Raw genomic sequence first — 19,743 nt, forward strand, 5'->3', positions numbered from 1 at the left:
TCTCTAGATCCAGAATTAACTTTAACAAAGACCGTTGCGATTACAAATGACGTAGCACCAACGGGGGCTAGTTTAGGAGATGAGCTCACGTATACGTTCAGTGTAGCGAACACGGGTAATGTAACGATCAGTAATATTACTATTGATGATGCACTTACAAGTACTACAGAGTTATCAATAACACCAAGTACCTTGTTACCAGGAGAGACAGGAACCGTAACCGTGACTTATACAATAGATCAGGATGATGTCAATGCAGGTGGTATAGAGAACAGTGCAAGTGCAACAGGAGATAGTCCAACGGGAACAGATGATGTAAATGACATTAGTGATAATGGTGATGAGACAGTGGATGGACCAGATCCGGATACAGATCCTACAAATGATCCAACTGTGATCACAATTCCAACAAACCCTGAACTAAGCATTATAAAAACCAGTAGTTTAGACACGGGCACAGATGGAGTTGCAAATGAAGGAGATATTATTACATACACTTACACAGTCACAAATACAGGTGATGTTACAGTATTTGATGTTAGTGTTAACGAGAGTGCAGCGAACTTTACTGGAACAGGTACTTTGCCTAACCCTATTTATGTAAGTGGAGGAAGTGATGAAGATGGAGAAGGTGATTTAGAAGACATGATTGTTGGTATTGGTACTATAGTATATACAGCAACATATGTACTTACGCAAGAGGATATAGATACTGGAATTGTAACCAATCAGGCTACTGTAGATGGCACAGACCCAAGCGGAAATCCAACAAGTGACGATAGTGATGACCCAATGGACACCACTAGTGATGATGATCCAACAGATACCGTAATTACCCAAGAACCTAGTATTAGTCTTATAAAGACAGTATTACCTTTAACGGATACTAATGGAGACGGAATTGCAGGGAGTATTGACGATATTATTACATACGTATTTATTGTAGAGAATACAGGAAACGTAACTTTAACCGATATACAAGTTCAAGATGCTTTACCAGGATTGATATTAACAGGTGGACCAATTGCTCAGCTGTTACCAGGTCAAATTGACAATAGCACATTCTCTGCAACATATCAAATTACGCAAGCTGATTTAGATATTGGTAGTGTGACTAATTCTGCTAATGTTAGTAGTGAAAGACTAGGAGGCAATCCAGGAGATCCGTCAGATGACATTACTGATACCAGTGATGATCCAAACGATAATAGTAATAATGATGACAATGGTGATGGTGAACCAGATGACCCAACAGTTGTTATTCTTAATTCAATATTTGATTTAGAGGTTGTTAAATCTGTTGATGAGTTGCGTCCAGTAGTTGGTGCAGAAGTAACGTTTACAATTGAAGTTGCCAATATTGGAAATGTTACAGCTACTAATGTGGTTATAGATGAACAAATTCCAAGTGGTTACGTGTTTGTTTCGGCAATCACAACAGCCGGAACGTATTCTGAGTTTGATGGCGAATGGACTATAGGACAGCTTAACCCAGACCAGGTTGAAATTCTTCAAATCACTGTTGAAGTATTAGGATTTGGTGATTATGTCAATACTGCATTTGTAGGGAATGCCGATGGTGGAATAGATGTGAATCCTGGCGATAATGAAGATTCTGCCGCAGTTGATCCAATATGTTTAACAATCTATAATGAATTCTCTCCAGATGGTGATGGTGTTAATGAGACTTTTGTCATAGACTGTCTAGAGCGATTCCCAGATAACAAACTGGAAGTTTATAATAGATGGGGAAATATTGTTTACAGCAAAAACGGATATCTAAATGATTGGAATGGTGTTTCTAATGGTAGGGCTGTTATAAATCAATCCGATGAACTCCCGGTAGGAACTTACTATTATGTTCTTGACTTGGGTGATGGTTCAGAACCTAGAGTTGGATGGTTATATATAAATAGAAGAAACTAATTAACACTGAATTATAAAACATATTAAAATGATACATATGTCATCAATAATAAAAAGATTAGTAGTTTTAGTATTTGTACTAATTAGTGCTAATAGTTTTGGACAGCAAGATCCACAGTATACTCATTATATGTACAATACTTTAAGTGTCAACCCTGCATATGCAGGTCAGAGAGAGACTTTGAGTGTTGTTGGTCTACACAGGTCACAATGGGTTGGTATTGATGGAGCTCCTCAAACCCAATCATTTAGTGTTCACTCTCCTTTGCGTAATGAACGCATAGGATTAGGTCTAAATATCGTGAGTGACGCTTTAGGACCGGTAAGAGAAACTTATCTAGATGCTAACTTTTCATATACTATTCCGCTAAATGCTAATGATTTAAAATTATCGTTTGGGATAAAAGGTGGTTTTCATAATTTACAATCAGATTGGTCATTAGGTGTTATTCGGCAAGTTGGTGACCCTACATTTGCAGATAATTTAAGTACATGGTCTCCAACTGTAGGGGCAGGTTTATATATGCACACCAGAAAATGGTATTTAGGGTTTGCTATACCTAACTTTTTAGAAACTGAACATTATGATGATGTTCAAGTTTCTGTCGGTGCAGAACGAATGCACTTTTATGCCATTGGTGGTTATGTGTTTAATCTTAGTGAAACTTTAGAATTAAAACCAGCCTTTTTAATAAAAGGCGTATCAGGTGCACCAATTATTGCAGATGTTTCAGCGAATTTTTGGTATAAAAAGAATTTGACCGCAGGTTTAGCATGGAGGTGGGATGACTCTGTTAGTGCATTGGTAGGATTTCAGGTCACTCCAGGTATGTTTATAGGCTATGGATATGATTTAACAAATACCGGACTGAATAATTATAATAGTGGAACACACGAAATAACTTTAAGATTTGAAATTAAACGATTAGGTAGAATTTTATCACCGCGTTTCTTCTAACAATAGGACTATGAGAACAATTTCGAGATATATATGTATTGCATTTGTAGGCATTTTTACCCTAACTGCATTTGCCCAAAATGGAAAAATACAAAGTGTTAAGGACGACTATAGAGACTTCGCTTACGTTAAAACGAGTGAAGTGCTTCTAGAAGTCGCCAATAAGGGATATAAGTCAGTTGATCTTTTTCAGAAGTTGGCTAATTCATATTATTTTAATAATGATATGGAAAATGCTTCTAAATGGTATGGTGAACTAATGGCTTTAGAAGAAGTCATTGATCCTGAGTACTATTTTAGATATGCCTTAGCACTTAAAGGGATAAAAAATTATGAAGAGTCTGATAAATGGATGAAAAAGTTTAATGAACTTAAACCTAGTGATCTAAGAGGTAAAGCATTTCTTTCTAAGGTAGATTATAAAGCTTCAATTGAAGATTTAAGCAGAGATGATATTGAAATCCACAATCTAGAGATTAATACCGAGCTATCAGACTTTGGAACGACAGAGTACGAAAACGGTATTGTTTTCGCTTCTGCTAGAGGAGGAGGACGAAAATATCGTTGGAACGAGCAGCCATACCTGGATTTATATGTTGTTGAAAAAACAGATAGTAGTTACACTAAATACGGTGAAGTTAAAGGTGTTGATGGCAAGGTGAACACAAAGTTCCATGAATCAAGTGCTGTTTTCTCACCAAATGGGAAGTATATGTTCTTTACTCGAAACAACTTCTTCAAAATGAAATATAAAGAAGACGATACAGGAATAAATAGATTACAGTTATACAGAGCCACTTTAAGTGAAGATGGGATTTGGGACGAAATTCACAAGATTCATTTTAACAGTCAAGACTATAGTGTTGCTCATCCAGCATTAAATGTGACAGGCACAAAGTTGTATTTTGCTTCGGATATGCCCGGTACATATGGTCAATCTGATATTTTCGTTGTCGATGTTAATGATGACGGTACTTTGGGAGAGCCAGAAAATTTAGGTGCTTCAATTAATACAGAAGGGCAAGAATCATTTCCATTTATGAATACCAATGGTGATCTGTATTACTCTTCAACAGGATTTCCCGGTTTAGGAGGCCTTGATGTATTTAAATCAGAGGCATTGGATCGTAAAATTGTTGGTGCCAACAGAAATTTCCCTATCGAAAATATTGGAGAACCTGTAAACAGTCCTGCAGATGATTTTGGATATTATGAGAATCTAGTTACAAAACGTGTGTATTTTAGCTCAAACAGAGAAGGAGGAAAAGGAAGTGATGATATTTATACATTTGAAATCACTGAATGTGAGCAGTTAATTACGGGTATTGTTTTAGATAAGGATACTAGTGAGCCAATAGCTAATGCCACGGTTATACTATTTGATGGTGAAGGAACAGAGTTGGAGCGCAAAACAGCTGGAGACGATGGTTCATTTGAGTTTGACGCTGGATGCAGAATGGAGTATTTAGTTCGAGGAGAAAAAGAAACTTATACTTCTGATGAAAAACGTTTTACAACACCAACTAAAAAACAGGACTTGCAGTTGCAGTTATTATTGGAGAAAGATGTACAAGAAATAGAGCCTTGTGACGATTTAGCCAAAGTATTGGATATTCCAATTATCTATTTTGATTTTGATAAATCCAATATTAGATACGATGCTGAAATAGAAATTCAAAAGGTACTGGCAGTTTTAACCAAGTACCCAACTATGAATATAGATATTCGTAGTCATACGGATTGTAGAGGGCCAGCTTCTTATAACGAGAAACTATCAGATCGAAGAGCACAATCAACTCGTAAGTATTTAATTGAGAAAGGAATTGCTCCCGAGCGTTTAACAGCAAAAGGATACGGAGAATCTAGATTGGTTAATGATTGCGGTTGTGAACCGTCTAATGATTCTAGCTGTTCTCAAGAGGAACACCAATTAAATAGACGTAGTGAGTTTATAATTACAAGTATTAATGGTCAATCGTGTGATGACAAAGAATAAACTCAAAATTTCATAGAATATAAAATAGCCGTTTAAATTTTAAACGGCTATTTTTTTTATGAATTCCTTTAGCTTTTTTACCACTTTAGTACTTAATTTTGCTTTATGACAGAAGAACAGGTCATCCTAGTGGATGAAAATGATAATCAGATAGGCTTGATGCCTAAAATGGAGGCACACAAAAAAGCGGTTTTGCATCGTGCGTTTTCAGTATTTGTATTTAATGAGAATAAAGAATTAATGCTTCAGCAACGTGCTATGCATAAATATCATTCTCCTGGTTTATGGACCAATACATGCTGTAGTCATCAACGTAATGGTGAAACCAATCTAGAAGCAGGTAGAAGAAGATTACAAGAAGAAATGGGATTTGTGACCAACTTGGAAGAATCAATTTCTTTTATATATAAAGCACCTTTTGACAACGGTCTTACGGAACATGAGTACGACCATATTATGATTGGCTATTACAATGATGCACCAAATATTAATAAAGATGAAGTTGCCGATTGGAAATGGATGCCACTAGAAGACGTGAAAGTAGATATTGCTCTACATCCAGAATGTTATACAGCTTGGTTCAAGATTATTTTTGAAAAATTCTATGAATTTATAAACATTAACGACGTATGAAAGTAACGGTAAACAGAAAAGCACATTTTAATGCAGCTCATCGATTATATAGAAAGGATTGGAGTTTTGAGAAGAACGATGCTATATTTGGTTTGTGCAATAACCCCAATTTTCATGGTCATAATTATGAATTGATAGCAAGTGTTACTGGCGATATTGATCCAGAAACAGGTTATGTAATTGACGTAAAGATTTTAAAGGATATTATTAAATCTGAAGTAGAGGATGCCTTTGATCATAAAAATCTAAACGTTGAAGTGCCAGAATTTCAAGATTTAAATCCAACTGCAGAAAATATTGCAGTTGTAATTTATAATAAGGTTAAAGCAAAGCTGGATTCTAAATTCCAATTGGAAATTACATTGTATGAAACACCTCGTAATTTCGTAACTTATTCTGGTGAGTAATTTTATGAAAGATACTTTACATCCATTAAAGTTTCAACCGATATTAAAAGACAAGATTTGGGGAGGTGAGAAGCTCAGTCAACAACTGAACAAAAAATCTAAGTCTAAACAATTGGGTGAAAGTTGGGAAATTAGTGCAGTCCCAAATGATATCTCTATTGTTTTGAATGGTGAATTAAAAGGATGGTCACTTCAAAAACTTTTGGATACATATACTTCAGGTTTGTTAGGAATGAAAAATTATCGACGTTTTGGTAATGAATTTCCATTACTCATAAAGTTTATAGATGCCAAAGAAGACTTAAGTATCCAATTACATCCGGATGATACTTTGGCAAAAGAGCGTCATAATTCTTTTGGTAAAACAGAAATGTGGTACGTCATGCAAGCTGATGATGACGCAAATCTCATTGTAGGTTTCAATCAGAAAATGGATGCAGAGACTTACCTTAAACATCTTGAAAACAAAACACTTTCGGAGATTTTAAATTTTGATAAAGTAGCAGAAGGCGATACATATTTTATTGAGGCAGGAAGAGTACATGCTATTGGTGCAGGTGTACTATTAGCTGAAATTCAACAGACCAGTGATATAACCTATCGTGTTTATGATTGGGACCGTGTGGATATTGATGGTAATGAGCGTGAATTACACAATGACATAGCCATTGATGCTTTTAATTTTAAAATGGAAGATGATTTTAGAGTTGTCTACGAAAAACAGAAGAATGCATCTAATGAAATAGTCAGTTGTCCATTTTTTACAACTAATTATTTAGAACTTGATTCAGACTTAAGGAAGACAAATACTCATGACTCATTTATAATTTATATGTGTATTGATGGGGCGATTGAAATATCAACAGATGCTACAACTGATAGTGTTTCAAAAGGGGAGACGATACTGATTCCTGCGTCTATTAAGGACTTTAAGTTAAAAACAACTGATGCAAAAGTTCTTGAAATCTATGTGTAAAACTTCAAATGAATTTTAACCTTTTAATGTAAGTATTTACTACATTTGTATATAAATCAGGATTAGCTATGGCGAATAAAAGAGACTTAAAAAAAGATATTAATTACGTTTTAGGAGATATTATTGAAGCAGTTTATGTTTGGGAAATGACCAATACTCAAAAACCCACTAAAGAGACCGAAGCTATTATAGATGATGCAATTTCAACGTTTGATGAATTGATTGCACGTGTAAATGATAGAAGTGTCGAAGATGCAAAAGCACATTTTAAATCTATAAATAGCGATTTAGAAAGTAAAGGTAGAGCTTTAATAGAGCGCATCAATAAATTGAAATAGTTTTCAATATCTAAGCATATAGAAAGACCAATCATAAAAATGATTGGTCTTTTTGTTTATCATATCGATAGCTTACACTTTATTATTCATCAGATTTTCTATTGTCAATTAGCGATTTAAGCTTCTTGCCATAAAAAGAGTCTTTAATATCTTTAGTTAATCCGTTATATACTGAGTCTATATAAATTGGGTTTGCCGCTGACATTTCATACAAAGCTAAATATGGTGCAATTATGTTATCCTTATGGTTTATTGCAAATTGAATGGTATAAGAATACTTGCGTTTTAACACGCTTTCTGTTAGTCTGTTTAACGAATCTACGGCAATACTATCATTCTCTTTAAAAGCCAAAAAGTTAGCTTCAATAATATCAAGGTTTTGATCATTGAATTTAGACATTACTTTAGTGTATTCATTTAATAAGTCCTGTTGTTTAGAGCCTTTGATTTCTGCATCAAAGTTGAACCTTTTCAACGAAGTATTAATCTCTGTAACACCTTTGTCTGCAAAGAATGGTATGTAATGTTCTTCGCCATCATTTTTAAAGAGCTTTAAATAAAGCAGAACAGGCTCTTCAATATTAGTCTGTAAAGTGAATCCGGGTTGCCCAGTAATTGTCATAGAATCTAAGTTAACAATTGACGAATCTATTTCTTTCTGAAGATAAACCACCCCCTTTTTTAAACCTTTGATACTCCCGTTGAGGGTGAAATTCGCTTCTTTCTCTTTTTCACAGGAAGCAAACATTACTATCAAAATTATTAGGACCAGAAGTTTATTGAATTTTATCATATGTAATTTGAATATAGGTGCGCAAATATCTTATTTTGAAATCAAAAATACTAGCCGCCTGCCGCTAATTGCATTAAAATTGTGCAACCTATGGCGGCAATAGTTCCAACTGCGTATCCAAAAACGGCAAGTAGGACACCTACTGTTGCTAATGATGGGTGAAAAGCAGATGCCACAATTGGTGCTGAAGCTGCTCCACCAACATTGGCTTGGCTTCCAACAGCTAAGAAGAAATAAGGTGCTTTAATAAGTTTAGCAACTAGAATCAGTAATAATGCATGGATAGTCATCCAGACTACGCCAATAGCGATCAGGCCTAAATTATCAAAAATAAGTGTTAAATCCATCTTCATACCTATAGTTGCTACAAGAATATATATAAATACACTACCAAATTTACTGGCGCCAGCACCTTCGTAATTTTTGGCTTTTGTAAAAGACAATATAATAGCAATAATTGTAGCAATACTTATCATCCAAAAGAATGTCGACCCTAAAAAAGTAAACACATTCCTCATAGTTTCGGATTGAATGTTGGCAACAGTGCTATCAAAGAATGGCGCTAAAAAACCAGCGCATAAATGAGCAATACTAACAGTGCCAAATGCAATGGCAACTATAATCATCAAATCAGTTAGTGACGGATTTCGTTTTACCTTTTCTGAGAATGATGTAACTTTTTCTTTTAAATCTTCTATAGAAGAAGTATCAGCTTTTAACCACTTATTAATTCGGTTACGTTTTCCTATTCCGAGTAAAATAATTGCCATCCAAATGTTGGCGACTACAATATCAACGAAAACCATACCGCCATAAAGTTTTTGATTATATCCATAAATCTCAAGCATTGCGGTTTGATTTGCTCCTCCACCAATCCAACTTCCAGCTAATGTAGAAAGTCCTCTCCACACAGCATCAGGACCAACGCCTCCGACGGTTTCAGGAGAAACTAAAGCAATTAATAATATGGCAATGGGTCCACCTATAACAATACCAATTGTTCCTGTAAAGAACATCACAAGGGCTTTCCAACCTAAGTTGAATACTGCTTTTAAATCAATACTTAATGTCATCAATACCAGTGCAGCTGGCAATAAATAACGACTTGCCATATAATATAAGTTGGTGCTATGTTCGGTCTTAACACCAGTTTCCGAAACAGTCGTCCAATCAGGAGCAATTAAGCCCGAAGTAGTTAGAACGGCGGGTAGCATATATGCCATAAATAATCCAGGCACTATTCTATAAAACTTTGCCCAAAAGCCAGTTTTTATTGATTCTGTAACAAAAACGAATCCCAATGCGAGCATTAGGAGACCAAAAACAATAGTGTCATTAGTAAAGATTGGTGTACTGTCCATAGTTAGGATTGTTTAGTTCTTGCAAAATACAAAAATTAAAAGCTAAAAAAAGCGATCATTTCTGATCACTTTTCATCTTTAGCTGCGTCTTTTGTTTTTGGTTGCCTTTTGTGTTCCTTTAGGTATTGCATTAACATCCATTCTATCTGGCCATTGGTACTACGAAATTCATCCGCAGCCCATTTTTCAACAGCTTTCAACATGTCTTCATTGATTCGTAATGCAAAGGCTTTTTTTTTAGGCATTGTAATCGATTTTTGTTTTATAAGTGGCTAAGACTTTTTCGGCGTCTTCTTTCTTCTGGGTGCCAATCAACAACTTCTTACCATTCTTAAGTTCTAATTGAATGCCAATAGTACCAGATACGTTTATGACTTTGCCTTTAGATGTATTCCAAAGTTTACCTCCTTTTAAGCCCCAACCACCATATTCACCTATTGCATCATAAGTTCGTACATATGCATTGTTAATCTCATTCCATTGAATCTGTCTACAGGACCAGTGAAATGGGAAAAATTTATATGAAATCCCATTCTCATCGATTCTCGTGTTAAGCTTGAATAGAAATATAAACCCAGAAGCAAATACTAATAAACCTATTATAGCCACTTGTTCTATGGCTGAAAAACTATTATGATCTTCAACGTATGCGCTAATAATAATGCCAATAGCAGCTAGAACACTGGTGGCAATCACTAGAATGAGCCATATTTGGTTAAAACGTTGTTCTTCTTTAAAAATTCGCATTATCTATTTTTATCACGTTCAAAAACCACACTGGTCCATCCTTGACCAATAAAATTAACAGTCCATCCTTCTCTTGCGTATTGATTTAATAAATCTTCAAAATTTTGAAACCGATTTCTAAATCCTAATTTTGGCTGTATGACTTTATATTCTTTCATTTCCTATCTTTCGTTTTGTCTTCTTTAAATACAACTAGTGCTAAAACAACACCTATGATGATTCCAATCATTGAACCATAAACGGTTCCCGTGGCGACATGGCCAGTTACTGCTCCAATGGTTGTGCCAATACTAGAACCTGAAGCTGTTCCTATAGCAATACTGTAAATCTGATACTTGTTCATTATTAATGACTTAAAGTTCCAGTGTTTACAACAGGTGATGCATCTTTATCACCGCAGAGTACTACCATAAGATTGCTTACCATAGCTGCTTTACGTTCTTCATCTAGATTTACAACCTGTTTCTTGTTAAGTTCTTCTATTGCCATTTCTACCATACTTACAGCACCTTCTACAATTTTATGTCGTGCGGCAACAATAGCGGTGGCTTGCTGGCGCTTAAGCATCGCATTAGCAATTTCTTGTGCATAAGCCAAGTAGCCGATTCGCGCTTCTAAAACTTCAATACCAGCAATAGATAGACGCTCATCAATCTCCTTTTCAAGGGCATTACTTACCTCGTTAACACTAGAGCGAAGTGTAATGTCTTCATCGACACCTTCGTCTGCAAAATTATCGTAAGGATACATGCTTGCCAGCTTTCTTACAGCTGCATCAGTTTGTACACGTACAAAGTTTTCGTAATTATCGACGTCAAAAGCCGCCTTGTAAGTGTTTTGAACACGCCAAACTAAGATGGTACTAATCATTACTGGGTTCCCCAACTTGTCGTTTACTTTTAGACGTTCGCTATCAAAGTTACTTGCTCTAAGTGAGATTTTCTTTTTGGTATAAAAAGGGTTCACCCAGTAAAAACCATTTTTCTTTACGGTACCAACATATTTTCCAAACAATAATAATACTCGAGAACCGTTAGGCTGCACCATTATAAAACCAAATGCCATTACAAGTGACAGGAATATGGTAATGCCTGGCCATGGTGTTTTCAAGGCAATTATTGTGGCAATACTTCCAAAAAACAATACAAAAAACATAAATAACATAAAGTAGCCATTTGCTGGTACGATGATTTTTTCTTCTTTCATGATCTAAAAATTTAATTGGTTATCATTTAATATAATATCAAAATGATATCATAAAGATATAACATATGCGTATTTAAATAGCAACATTTGTTACACTTTTGTGAAAAAAAGAGGAAAATAAAGTTTGGCACGCAGTTTGTTATATACTAAGTGTAATGGTTACAGCGAGAGTTACAATCGTAACAACACTACAAAATCGCAACATTACAATTTGGTTGGTTAGTTAGTAAAAAAGCATCTCGTGGTTGAGATGCTTTTTTAATTATTGAAAACCCTTAAATGCCTTATCGCGCCAGAATGAACTTAGTAATACTATTTATTAGTTCAGTGGAAATTGGTCGAAAGGACTCATTATAAGATTTTGAATTTTCTAAACTATCGCCTTCAATCTCAAAAAGGACATGATTCATGTTTTCTATGATATGAAGCGTTGCATTTTCATTGGCGTCCTTTAATAGTTGTGCTTCATTTTCTGATACCTGAAGATCTTTGGTTCCATTGAGAATTAGAATAGGGAGGTCTAGATCTCTTACAATTTCTGTTGGATTGTACTGCATCCAATTTATCATAAAAGGTTGTACATCAGAATTGAATACTGAAGCAAGACTGGCTGGATAGTCTGTAGTGGTTTCGCCTTGTTTTAGTTTATCAACTATTTTTTGTGCTTCCTCTCCAAGTTGAGGTGCCATATTAGTGACCTGCTCAACAATAACATCTCCTATGTTTTGTCCAGCACCAGCCAAGGATATAAACCCGTCTACTTTGTCCTTAGCGGCTAGCATACCAATCAAACTCCCTTGGCTGTGACCAATGATATAAATGGTAGAGTAGGTGTCCTTTTCTTTGAAATAGTTTACTACGTCTTTTGCATCTTTTACAAAATCATCGAACATAATGTTCTCGTCTACTTTGCCTTGCCTTATTTGCTTTACAATCCGTTTATCATATCTAAATGTGGCAATATCATTATTGGTGAGACTTTCGGCTAATTTTTTTAATGAATTATTTTTTAGGAAGTTTTGATTGCCATCTCTATTGGTTGGACCAGAACCTGCAATGATAATTGCTAAATTTGGTTTTTCAATAGTATTGGGTTGAAGCAATGTACCATCTATCCATTCTGAAATTGAGATGTCTTCTTCAGTATAGGCTTTATCTTGAGAAAAACTCAAAAAAGAAAAAGAAAGAAGAAGAATCAATAGGTAGTGTTTCATTTTTTAAAATTTAATATTCTATAAAGTTACTTGTTATTACAATTAATCTTCAATTCTTAAACAAGTTTTATACCATGCTTAGTATGGAAATAAATGATTCTTTCTTGTCTATAGAATTGTATTTCATCGGTGAAATGCACTATTTGGTCTTTAAATGTTAAAATTTAATGTATTTAATCGATTAATTATGTTTTTAGGCGACATAATTGAAAGCTAATTCTATATTTGAGGTGTACTAAAATTTAGTTTTTAGTTCAATGGATTAATTAATTAATATTTGCATTATGTTATGTTGACTTAGAGACCCTAAATCTACTTACATAGTAAAAAAGCAAATTAGAGAAACCGGGTTTGAGGGAACCCGGTTTTTTGTTTTTATACATTAATCAACGTTCTGAAAGTGAGATTTATTCTAGGCTTTATATCTTTTTTTGTTTTTGCGATTTGATGTACCCAATAGTGCTGCATTTCACCTTTCATAAGTAATAAACTTCCATGTTCTAGATGGAGCTTATGCCTTTGTTCTTTAATTGTTCTGTGTTTAAAATGAAAGGGTCTCTCTTCTCCAAAACTTACTGAAGCAATTACAGGATTTTTACCCAATTCATTTTCATTATCCGCATGCCATCCATTACTGTCATTGCCATCGCGATACAAATTAATTAAAAGGGTGTTGAAGTTATGTGCTGAAAAGTCTTCAACTTTAGCTTTAATTAGTTTAAGATTTGTCGTAAAAGGCTTAGGGTACATTGTAATATTGGAATAGCCATATGGTTGATTGGATTCTCCAAATAAAGCTGTCAGTCTTGGTTGTTTGTAGGTTTTTCCAAATACAGTAATATCATCATGTTGCCAATTGGTTTCGTTCTCTATGATTTTAAAATAATCATCCGATTCTCTTTTGTTAAAGAAATTTTGGATATAGATTATTTCGGCATTTGGTAATTTAAAATGTTGTTTCTCTTTAGAAAACAAGTCCATGGCATAATTTTTCTCTAAATTAGTGCATCGATATGAATTATAAAACTCTTACATACCTCGTTTGTGTTTTGATGTTTGTCTTTGGTTTTACAGAGCGACAAATATTGCCAGATGGTTTTGTTTATGTGAAATCCATTATTCCAGATTTGGATGTTGAGTTACGTTATTTTAGTGCTAATAATTTTGTTGGAGACACAATAGATGGCTATAGGACTAATGAATTGATTCTTACAAAAGCTGCTGCCCAGAAACTAAAGTTAATACAAGAGGAATTACAGCAACAAAATTTATGTTTAAGAGTTTATGATGGTTATAGGCCACAACGCGCTGTGAATCATTTTATACGCTGGGCGAGGGATTTAAATGATACCTTAAATAAATCACAGTTTTATCCAGATGTAGCCAAGCGAAATTTGTTTAAAGAGGAATATATTGCCTCTCGCTCTGGCCATAGTAGGGGAAGTACTATAGATTTGACCATAATTTGTGGCGAAACTGGTGAACCCTTGGATATGGGAAGTCCTTATGATTTTTTTGGACAACAGTCTTGGGTGAATTATGAAGCAATAGAGGAACATCAAAAGAAGAATAGACAATTACTACAAATTGTGATGCTAAAGCATAATTTCAGGAATTATCCAAAAGAATGGTGGCACTTTACACTGCGTTGGGAACCCTTTCCAAAGACTTATTTTGATTTTGAGGTAGAATAATCAGTCAACTATCAATTCAAACTGAGCATCATCCTTTGGGAAAATTAGACTTTGAAATTTTCCATCGTTGTCTTTTATGGCTCTAATTTCTAGATTAAATTTCCAAACACCTTTGCCGAAATATGATTTACTTATCTGTAGCTCTCTTGCGGGTGCACTTTTGAATTTAAGCTGAGGTTCAGTACCGGATCTATCAAGTCCTTTTAACCAAATGGGATTTCCAGTCCAGCCTTTGGTAATTCCCCATTTATCACTTTCAGGAACTTGAGGAGCCAATTCTGGTTTATTGGCTGGCCATTCGCCAACCTGAGCAGAAACATGTAAATTGATAGGCTCTGTTAGATTAGGACTTTCCAAAACCATATCCATGGTGCCATAACTATCTTCAGGTACATTATAAGTGAGCCATACGAAATGCTCATTTTGATATACTCGGAGAGTCACATCATCGGAAATTTTTAAAGATGTGGTGTTTAAGCTTTTATATTCGTTATCGAAGCCGTCAACGATGGGAGGTTCTGATACTGAGTTTGAATTGTTCTGTTCCTCACACGATACTAACGAAGTTATTACTAGTGCTAAAAATAAGATTGGTCTCATGTTTAAATTTAATTTATAAATCCCTGATTTATATTAAAATAAACTTAAATGATTAAGATAGGTACTTTGTGTAAGTAATCATTTCTTAGTTTTAGAAAGAGTTATTATTTGATAATTTTTAAGGAAACATCGACCTCCTGTACGCCATGATATTTTTTCCCGAAAGAAATATTAATATCATATTTAATGCCGTACAGATCTAATACTCTATCGACATCGTCTTTCTTTGCTTTTGCTAACCTTAGATCATTTTTGTAATTGTTCAATGGGCCGGTTGCTAGAGGTAAAACAAATAATAAACCCACTAAGGAAATAATAAAAGGTGCCGCAGCAATCACTCTAAATTTTAATAAATACTCTGCTAAAAAATAGCCAGCTAAAATCACTGCAACTCCTATAATTAGAAATGCTATAAAATTGGTGTAGACTATCCATTTTGTTTTAAGTACACGCTCGTATTCAACATTTGTAGTTTCAATTTTTGATTCCAGTTTATCGTCAAATTTTGCATTTATACATTTGTTGACAAACTCAGGTTTTCTTTGTGTAATACCACAAATAGTTCCAGTTTTAAAATCGACTATTTGATGATTACATAATTGACAGTGTTTTCTAATATCCATTCTTATCTTAGTTCAAATAAGCCCAAGCCCAATACATCAATCCAAATTGAAGCGGAATACGTAAAATCAATATCCATTTCGGTATGCCAGCTGAAGCTTTTTTACTAGATAGCATATAGATATGAATAGTAAATAAGAATACCGCAAGCATGACAATAATAAGATATATGGATATATTCTTTAAACCTGGAAAACATAAACCCATCCCTAGAAGTATTTCTGCAATACCACTAACATAAACCCAGAACTTGTGATTGGGTAAGTATCTAGGCATAACACGCATATAGACTTTAGGAATAATAAAGTGCATGATGCCAGCAACGATGTAGATAGCAGCCATGATGTAAAGTCCAATAGGTTCATTCATCCTTGTAGGTATTGTAAGTTATACCGATACCATAATTAAAAAGATCTCGTTTTAAGAGACTGGATTCAATACCGCTGCCCTTATCGAACTTTACCCAATTATTACCATTAATAAATACGCGTTTTATAAAAGTATTTTTAGTTTCTATTTCATTGGTAAAGGGTAACAACGGCCTAAAATTGGTTGGGATTTTTACAGTTGCCTTACCTCTTGTTTTAATTTCCTTATACTTTTTGTTTGGCAATAATTTTCCCGCTTTGTCAGTATAGCCCATTACTTGAAGCGATACAAAAAAACCGTCTTTTGGAATATAAATATTGTAATCTTCGACATTCAATGTATAAGCATCTCCATCTTTTTCTGTAGCTCTAAATACGGTAGTTTCGTAGGATAGTACTTTACCGGGAACCCCCTTATTATTGGAATAAAATTTTACCTTAAATAAAGTAGAGAACTTCTTTTTGTCACTATTGGATTTTTTGCGTTTGGACCAATCTTTAGATTCTAGTGCAATAGGGAAGCTAATAGAGGTTAACTTTTGATCTTTACTAGTTCGCTTGGGAAAGTAGACTGCTATTTCAGATTCTATGGTTGGTAACCAGCAATTGTAATAGTCATCATCTAAATAAGGCTTTAGGATTTCTTTCTTAAATTTTCTATTTAAGGTTGAGCCAATTAAAATTTCATCCAGTTCGGCCGCTTGTGGTTGCAAATACAGTTGCTTGGGAAGATTTTGGGTAGAAATATTCAAGTCCTTAAATCCTAATGCCGAAATAAAAAGGGAGTCAATATCTGGATATAATGCTTCGGTAAAAATGAATTGACCTGCATCATCTGCAAAAATACCATTCCCATTGCCAAATGATATGGTAGCATAACTTACGGGATATTTTGTAATACTATCGGTCACTGTAATTTGTGCCGAACAGAACTGGCTGGCTAATAGTATAATTAAAATGATTCTGGGCATAGTTAAACTTTAAGCTTAAATATACACTATTTATACCATAAAAAAACGCCTCATATAATGAGGCGTTTTGTTTTTTGATTGATTAGTTTAAAGCTTTATTCTTCTAGTGTTTTTTTAGTTTGTAAGAATCCTACATAGAGACCAACTCCAGCCATAAAGAATATGGCAGCCGCCATAGCACCTTCTTCTAGTTCAGTATATGTATCTAATAACGCAGCTATAAATGTTCCTAGTCCAATACCCATTAACAGGAAAGCCAAATTAATAACTACAACTTTCCAAGAAGAGCCTGAGCGCTTTCCGATATTAAATATACTAGCATCTGCACCTTTTTCTATTAAAGCTAAGCGTTCTTTATTTCTTGTGGAATAGTATAGATATACGATTCCGAAGATGACTGCAAAAAAACTAAGTGGTATTAAAATTTCCTCGTCCATAATGTTTGTTTTTTAATTGATTAATTTTATTTGTTTCATAACCTATGACGATAGGTTTTTGATTAAGGTTACAATTTTTTCAAAAAAAAATTATTTACCCGTTTGTGTAACCTTATTATATATAATGTCGTCTTAACAGCAACAATGACCACCAACGAAGAAAATATATTAATAGATGCTATTAATAATGGCGATACTAGAGCTTATGGGCAGCTAGTAGACCGTTATAAGGATTTGGTATATACTTTGGCATTGCGAATGTTAAAGCATAGAGAAGAAGCAGAAGAGGTGGCTCAGGACACTTTTATAAAAGTTTTTAAGTCGTTGGATAAGTTTAAAGGGGATTCTAAATTTTCAACTTGGATATACAGAGTGGCTTACAACACATGTTTAGACAACATTAAAAAGAATAAAAAACATTTGAATAACGTTGCTATTGATGAATTTACTTTTAATAAATTAGAAACTATTGATAATGCTTTGGACAATATTATTAAAGAAGAAAAAAGCGTTTTAATAAAGAAGTGTATTAATAAGCTACCAGAAGATAGTAGTGCATTACTAACTTTATTTTATTTTGAAGAGCTATCTTTAGATGAAATATCCAAGATTATCAATGTTGAAGTTAATACGGTAAAAGTTAAGCTCTTTAGGGCACGAAAAAAATTAGCTGTTATTTTAGAACAGTATTTGCAACCACAAAATAAACTCGATTATGGAAAAGGATGATAGAAGAATAGAGGATTTAGTCAATAAGCTAATGAAAGCTGATAGCTTAGAGAAAGCGCCAATAGACTTTACTGATACTGTAATGTCAAAAATTGAAGCTTTGTCAGAATCTAAAGCAATAGTTTATAAACCTTTAATATCTAAATATGTTTGGTGGTTGATAGCTTCAGGTTTTGTGGCATTGGTTGGTTATATTCTTTTTAAACAGCCTAACAATACAATAAGTTTATCTGAGCGTTATAATTTACCGGAAGTTTCTTTAAATCCGCTAGAAGGTCTCTCATTTGATTTTTCAAGCACTTTAATGTATGCGACAGTATTGTTTGCTATAATGGTAAGTATTCAGATTCCGCTTTTAAAGCAATATTTTAATAACCGGTTGTCGTTTTAATTTGGGAAGTACCAAAATGGAATTCTATCATGATAGTTATTAACTGTATCTTTCTCCCTATTAATGCGCTTTCTTAACACCTTGAGCAGATGTTTCCCTTCAGATAAATCTTTAAGATTTATATAGGTCTCAAATCCTTTCTGGCCTTTTAAGCTTTCCCCAAAGATAAAGTCGCTTTCGTAATCTGTAGAGTCAATTCGTATTGTAAAAACCTCATTAAGTGTTCTTATATATTCTTGGCGTAAACTATCTCGCTTAGACCAAGATATGTTTGATGTAACAACGATATCGGAGTCAAGACCTCTAATATCTTTTTCTGGTTTTAGGCCTTTGTTAAACGTAAAAATATAATCATCAAAATCTTCATAAATCACCATGAATATTTTGAGATGTTTATCCGTAATAACTTTTGAGTTAATAGCAACTTCTTCAATAAAGTCTTCTTCGTCTAAGACGTCTTCATAATTATTTCGATCTGCCATATAACTGTTAGAAGAAGAGCTACTGTTAAAATAGTTGGACGTCTTATAATTAAAGCTTGTTGCAACCAAAATAAGAATATAGACTGGAACCAAAGCGAAACTTACTCGTCTTCCAAACTTATTATCAAGAAAATTATAGACTAGCGGTCGGTATAAAAACGCCAAGGTGATTTTACTGTAAATCCAATAAAATGGGAAGTATATTTTACTTAACCATTTCTTTTTCTTTAGCCAACCAAGGGTAATAAAATCCATAAATGTAAGGAGCATACCAAATACAATAAAAATGATTAATGGTATACCAATGAAAGGGCCAAAGGATTTACTTATGTTATCATTATCAAGAAATAGTTTTACAACACCAACAATAGCAATAATTGTTAGTGTTAGCGCTAAAACATAGAAAATTAAAAGGAATGATATAGCAAAAATAATGCTACAATAATTTTCTAAACGCGCTATATAACGATCAAAGGAGCCAACATTTTTTTTTAAGTATTTGGTAAACTTTGCACTATATTTTAATTCGTCATAGTCTATATCGCCAGAAACATATCGTAAGCCAAGAGCACCAATCCATAAACCTCTTAGTACTACATGCAATAAAAGATTAAATATTAAGATGGCACATGACACAAAAGCTACCATAAGAATAATCCATAAGTAAATTTTCTCATCGTTTTGCGCAGCTCTAGCGGCAATATGTATGTGTGGAAACGCTGTAAATAAACCAAAAATGGCAAAACCAGAAATCAGTAGTTCCAACTGCCAACTTTCTTCTTGGAGCTTTTGCAATAGTTTCTTGAATGCAGGATTGTTGTAATCTTGACTCATAGCTAGGTTTATTTATTTACCCTAAATTTAGGCATATTCCATCAAATTCAACTTTTTTATT

The 19,743-nt window shown here is 34.0% G+C and carries 25 protein-coding genes; 10 read left to right on the top strand and 15 right to left on the bottom strand.

Going from position 1 to position 19,743, the window contains the following annotated elements; translation table 11 throughout:
* From H7F21_RS12645 to H7F21_RS12675, 7 genes are all read left to right on the top strand, one after another.
* On the top strand, positions 1-1,926 hold a 1,926-nt coding region (locus tag H7F21_RS12645), incomplete at its 5' end, for a DUF7507 domain-containing protein (protein WP_185789670.1).
* Between the two features lie 28 nt (positions 1,927-1,954).
* Positions 1,955-2,884, top strand: a complete 930-nt coding sequence (locus H7F21_RS12650; RefSeq protein WP_185789671.1) for a PorP/SprF family type IX secretion system membrane protein — start codon at positions 1,955-1,957, stop codon at positions 2,882-2,884.
* 10 nt (positions 2,885-2,894) lie between these two features.
* Positions 2,895-4,880, top strand: a complete 1,986-nt coding sequence (locus H7F21_RS12655; protein ID WP_185789672.1) for an OmpA family protein — start codon at positions 2,895-2,897, stop codon at positions 4,878-4,880.
* Between the two features lie 105 nt (positions 4,881-4,985).
* Positions 4,986-5,513 (top strand): isopentenyl-diphosphate Delta-isomerase, encoded by a 528-nt coding sequence (gene idi, locus H7F21_RS12660; protein ID WP_185789673.1) that lies wholly within the window; start codon positions 4,986-4,988, stop codon positions 5,511-5,513.
* Entirely contained in the window at positions 5,510-5,920 is a 411-nt protein-coding gene (locus H7F21_RS12665; protein ID WP_185789674.1) for a 6-pyruvoyl trahydropterin synthase family protein, read from the top strand. Before idi ends, H7F21_RS12665 begins: the two co-directional genes overlap by 4 nt.
* Before the next feature lie 4 nt (positions 5,921-5,924).
* Entirely contained in the window at positions 5,925-6,896 is a 972-nt protein-coding gene (locus tag H7F21_RS12670) for a type I phosphomannose isomerase catalytic subunit (protein WP_185789675.1), read from the top strand.
* 68 nt (positions 6,897-6,964) lie between these two features.
* Positions 6,965-7,234, top strand: a complete 270-nt coding sequence (locus H7F21_RS12675) for a hypothetical protein (protein ID WP_185789676.1) — start codon at positions 6,965-6,967, stop codon at positions 7,232-7,234.
* A gap of 82 nt (positions 7,235-7,316) precedes the next feature.
* Here the strand turns inward: H7F21_RS12675 and H7F21_RS12680 are convergent, their stop codons facing one another.
* The 9 genes from H7F21_RS12680 to H7F21_RS12720 form a co-directional block, all read right to left on the bottom strand.
* The gene (locus H7F21_RS12680) at positions 7,317-7,982 is read right to left on the bottom strand and encodes a DUF4369 domain-containing protein (protein ID WP_185789677.1); all 666 of its coding nucleotides are present in this window, start codon (positions 7,980-7,982) and stop codon (positions 7,317-7,319) included.
* A 95-nt stretch (positions 7,983-8,077) separates the two neighbouring features.
* Positions 8,078-9,388 (bottom strand): DUF819 family protein, encoded by a 1,311-nt coding sequence (locus H7F21_RS12685; protein WP_185789678.1) that lies wholly within the window; start codon positions 9,386-9,388, stop codon positions 8,078-8,080.
* A gap of 65 nt (positions 9,389-9,453) precedes the next feature.
* Positions 9,454-9,633, bottom strand: coding sequence for a type II toxin-antitoxin system antitoxin (locus H7F21_RS12690; protein WP_185789679.1), 180 nt, complete (start codon positions 9,631-9,633; stop codon positions 9,454-9,456).
* A complete protein-coding gene (locus H7F21_RS12695; protein WP_185789680.1) occupies positions 9,626-10,135 on the bottom strand; it encodes a hypothetical protein in 510 nt (169 codons plus the stop codon). Before H7F21_RS12695 ends, H7F21_RS12690 begins: the two co-directional genes overlap by 8 nt.
* Positions 10,135-10,293 (bottom strand): DUF4177 domain-containing protein, encoded by a 159-nt coding sequence (locus H7F21_RS12700; RefSeq protein WP_185789681.1) that lies wholly within the window; start codon positions 10,291-10,293, stop codon positions 10,135-10,137. The genes H7F21_RS12695 and H7F21_RS12700 overlap by 1 nt, the downstream gene beginning before the upstream one ends.
* Entirely contained in the window at positions 10,290-10,478 is a 189-nt protein-coding gene (locus H7F21_RS12705; protein WP_185789682.1) for a hypothetical protein, read from the bottom strand. The genes H7F21_RS12700 and H7F21_RS12705 overlap by 4 nt, the downstream gene beginning before the upstream one ends.
* A 2-nt stretch (positions 10,479-10,480) precedes the next feature.
* Positions 10,481-11,341: an SPFH domain-containing protein gene (locus tag H7F21_RS12710; protein ID WP_185789683.1), complete on the bottom strand. Its 861-nt coding sequence runs from the start codon at positions 11,339-11,341 to the stop codon at positions 10,481-10,483.
* A gap of 284 nt (positions 11,342-11,625) precedes the next feature.
* Complete coding sequence (locus tag H7F21_RS12715) at positions 11,626-12,555, bottom strand: alpha/beta hydrolase family protein (protein WP_185789684.1); 930 nt, start codon at positions 12,553-12,555, stop codon at positions 11,626-11,628.
* A 375-nt stretch (positions 12,556-12,930) separates the two neighbouring features.
* A complete protein-coding gene (locus H7F21_RS12720; protein ID WP_185789685.1) occupies positions 12,931-13,536 on the bottom strand; it encodes an alpha-ketoglutarate-dependent dioxygenase AlkB family protein in 606 nt (201 codons plus the stop codon).
* A gap of 32 nt (positions 13,537-13,568) precedes the next feature.
* Between H7F21_RS12720 and H7F21_RS12725 the strand changes: the two genes are divergently transcribed.
* Positions 13,569-14,249: a M15 family metallopeptidase gene (locus H7F21_RS12725; RefSeq protein WP_185789686.1), complete on the top strand. Its 681-nt coding sequence runs from the start codon at positions 13,569-13,571 to the stop codon at positions 14,247-14,249.
* Here the strand turns inward: H7F21_RS12725 and H7F21_RS12730 are convergent, their stop codons facing one another.
* The 5 genes from H7F21_RS12730 to H7F21_RS12750 all read right to left on the bottom strand — a co-directional run bounded on the left by H7F21_RS12730 (position 14,250) and on the right by H7F21_RS12750 (position 17,246).
* Positions 14,250-14,849 carry a hypothetical protein gene (locus H7F21_RS12730; protein ID WP_185789687.1) on the bottom strand — a complete coding sequence of 200 codons (600 nt, stop codon included), beginning with the start codon at positions 14,847-14,849 and terminating at the stop codon, positions 14,250-14,252.
* Between the two features lie 104 nt (positions 14,850-14,953).
* Positions 14,954-15,472: a hypothetical protein gene (locus H7F21_RS12735; RefSeq protein ID WP_185789688.1), complete on the bottom strand. Its 519-nt coding sequence runs from the start codon at positions 15,470-15,472 to the stop codon at positions 14,954-14,956.
* Positions 15,473-15,479: 7 nt separating this feature from the next.
* Positions 15,480-15,839 carry a DoxX family protein gene (locus tag H7F21_RS12740; RefSeq protein WP_185789689.1) on the bottom strand — a complete coding sequence of 120 codons (360 nt, stop codon included), beginning with the start codon at positions 15,837-15,839 and terminating at the stop codon, positions 15,480-15,482.
* Positions 15,832-16,809, bottom strand: a complete 978-nt coding sequence (locus H7F21_RS12745) for a peptidase associated/transthyretin-like domain-containing protein (protein ID WP_185789690.1) — start codon at positions 16,807-16,809, stop codon at positions 15,832-15,834. Before H7F21_RS12745 ends, H7F21_RS12740 begins: the two co-directional genes overlap by 8 nt.
* Before the next feature lie 95 nt (positions 16,810-16,904).
* A complete protein-coding gene (locus tag H7F21_RS12750) occupies positions 16,905-17,246 on the bottom strand; it encodes a DUF6249 domain-containing protein (RefSeq protein ID WP_185789691.1) in 342 nt (113 codons plus the stop codon).
* 144 nt (positions 17,247-17,390) lie between these two features.
* Here H7F21_RS12750 and H7F21_RS12755 point away from each other — a divergent pair, with 144 nt between their 5' ends.
* The gene (locus H7F21_RS12755; protein ID WP_185789692.1) at positions 17,391-17,975 is read left to right on the top strand and encodes an RNA polymerase sigma factor; all 585 of its coding nucleotides are present in this window, start codon (positions 17,391-17,393) and stop codon (positions 17,973-17,975) included.
* Positions 17,962-18,366: a hypothetical protein gene (locus tag H7F21_RS12760; RefSeq protein WP_185789693.1), complete on the top strand. Its 405-nt coding sequence runs from the start codon at positions 17,962-17,964 to the stop codon at positions 18,364-18,366. The genes H7F21_RS12755 and H7F21_RS12760 overlap by 14 nt, the downstream gene beginning before the upstream one ends.
* On the opposite strand, the gene H7F21_RS12765 is transcribed toward H7F21_RS12760, so the two are convergent.
* A complete protein-coding gene (locus tag H7F21_RS12765; RefSeq protein ID WP_185789694.1) occupies positions 18,363-19,682 on the bottom strand; it encodes a hypothetical protein in 1,320 nt (439 codons plus the stop codon). The two genes, H7F21_RS12760 and H7F21_RS12765, sit on opposite strands and share 4 nt — an antisense overlap.
* Between the last annotated feature and the right edge of the window lie 61 nt (positions 19,683-19,743).

The organism is Winogradskyella flava, assembly GCF_014243395.1.
GTDB lineage: Bacteria > Bacteroidota > Bacteroidia > Flavobacteriales > Flavobacteriaceae > Winogradskyella > Winogradskyella flava.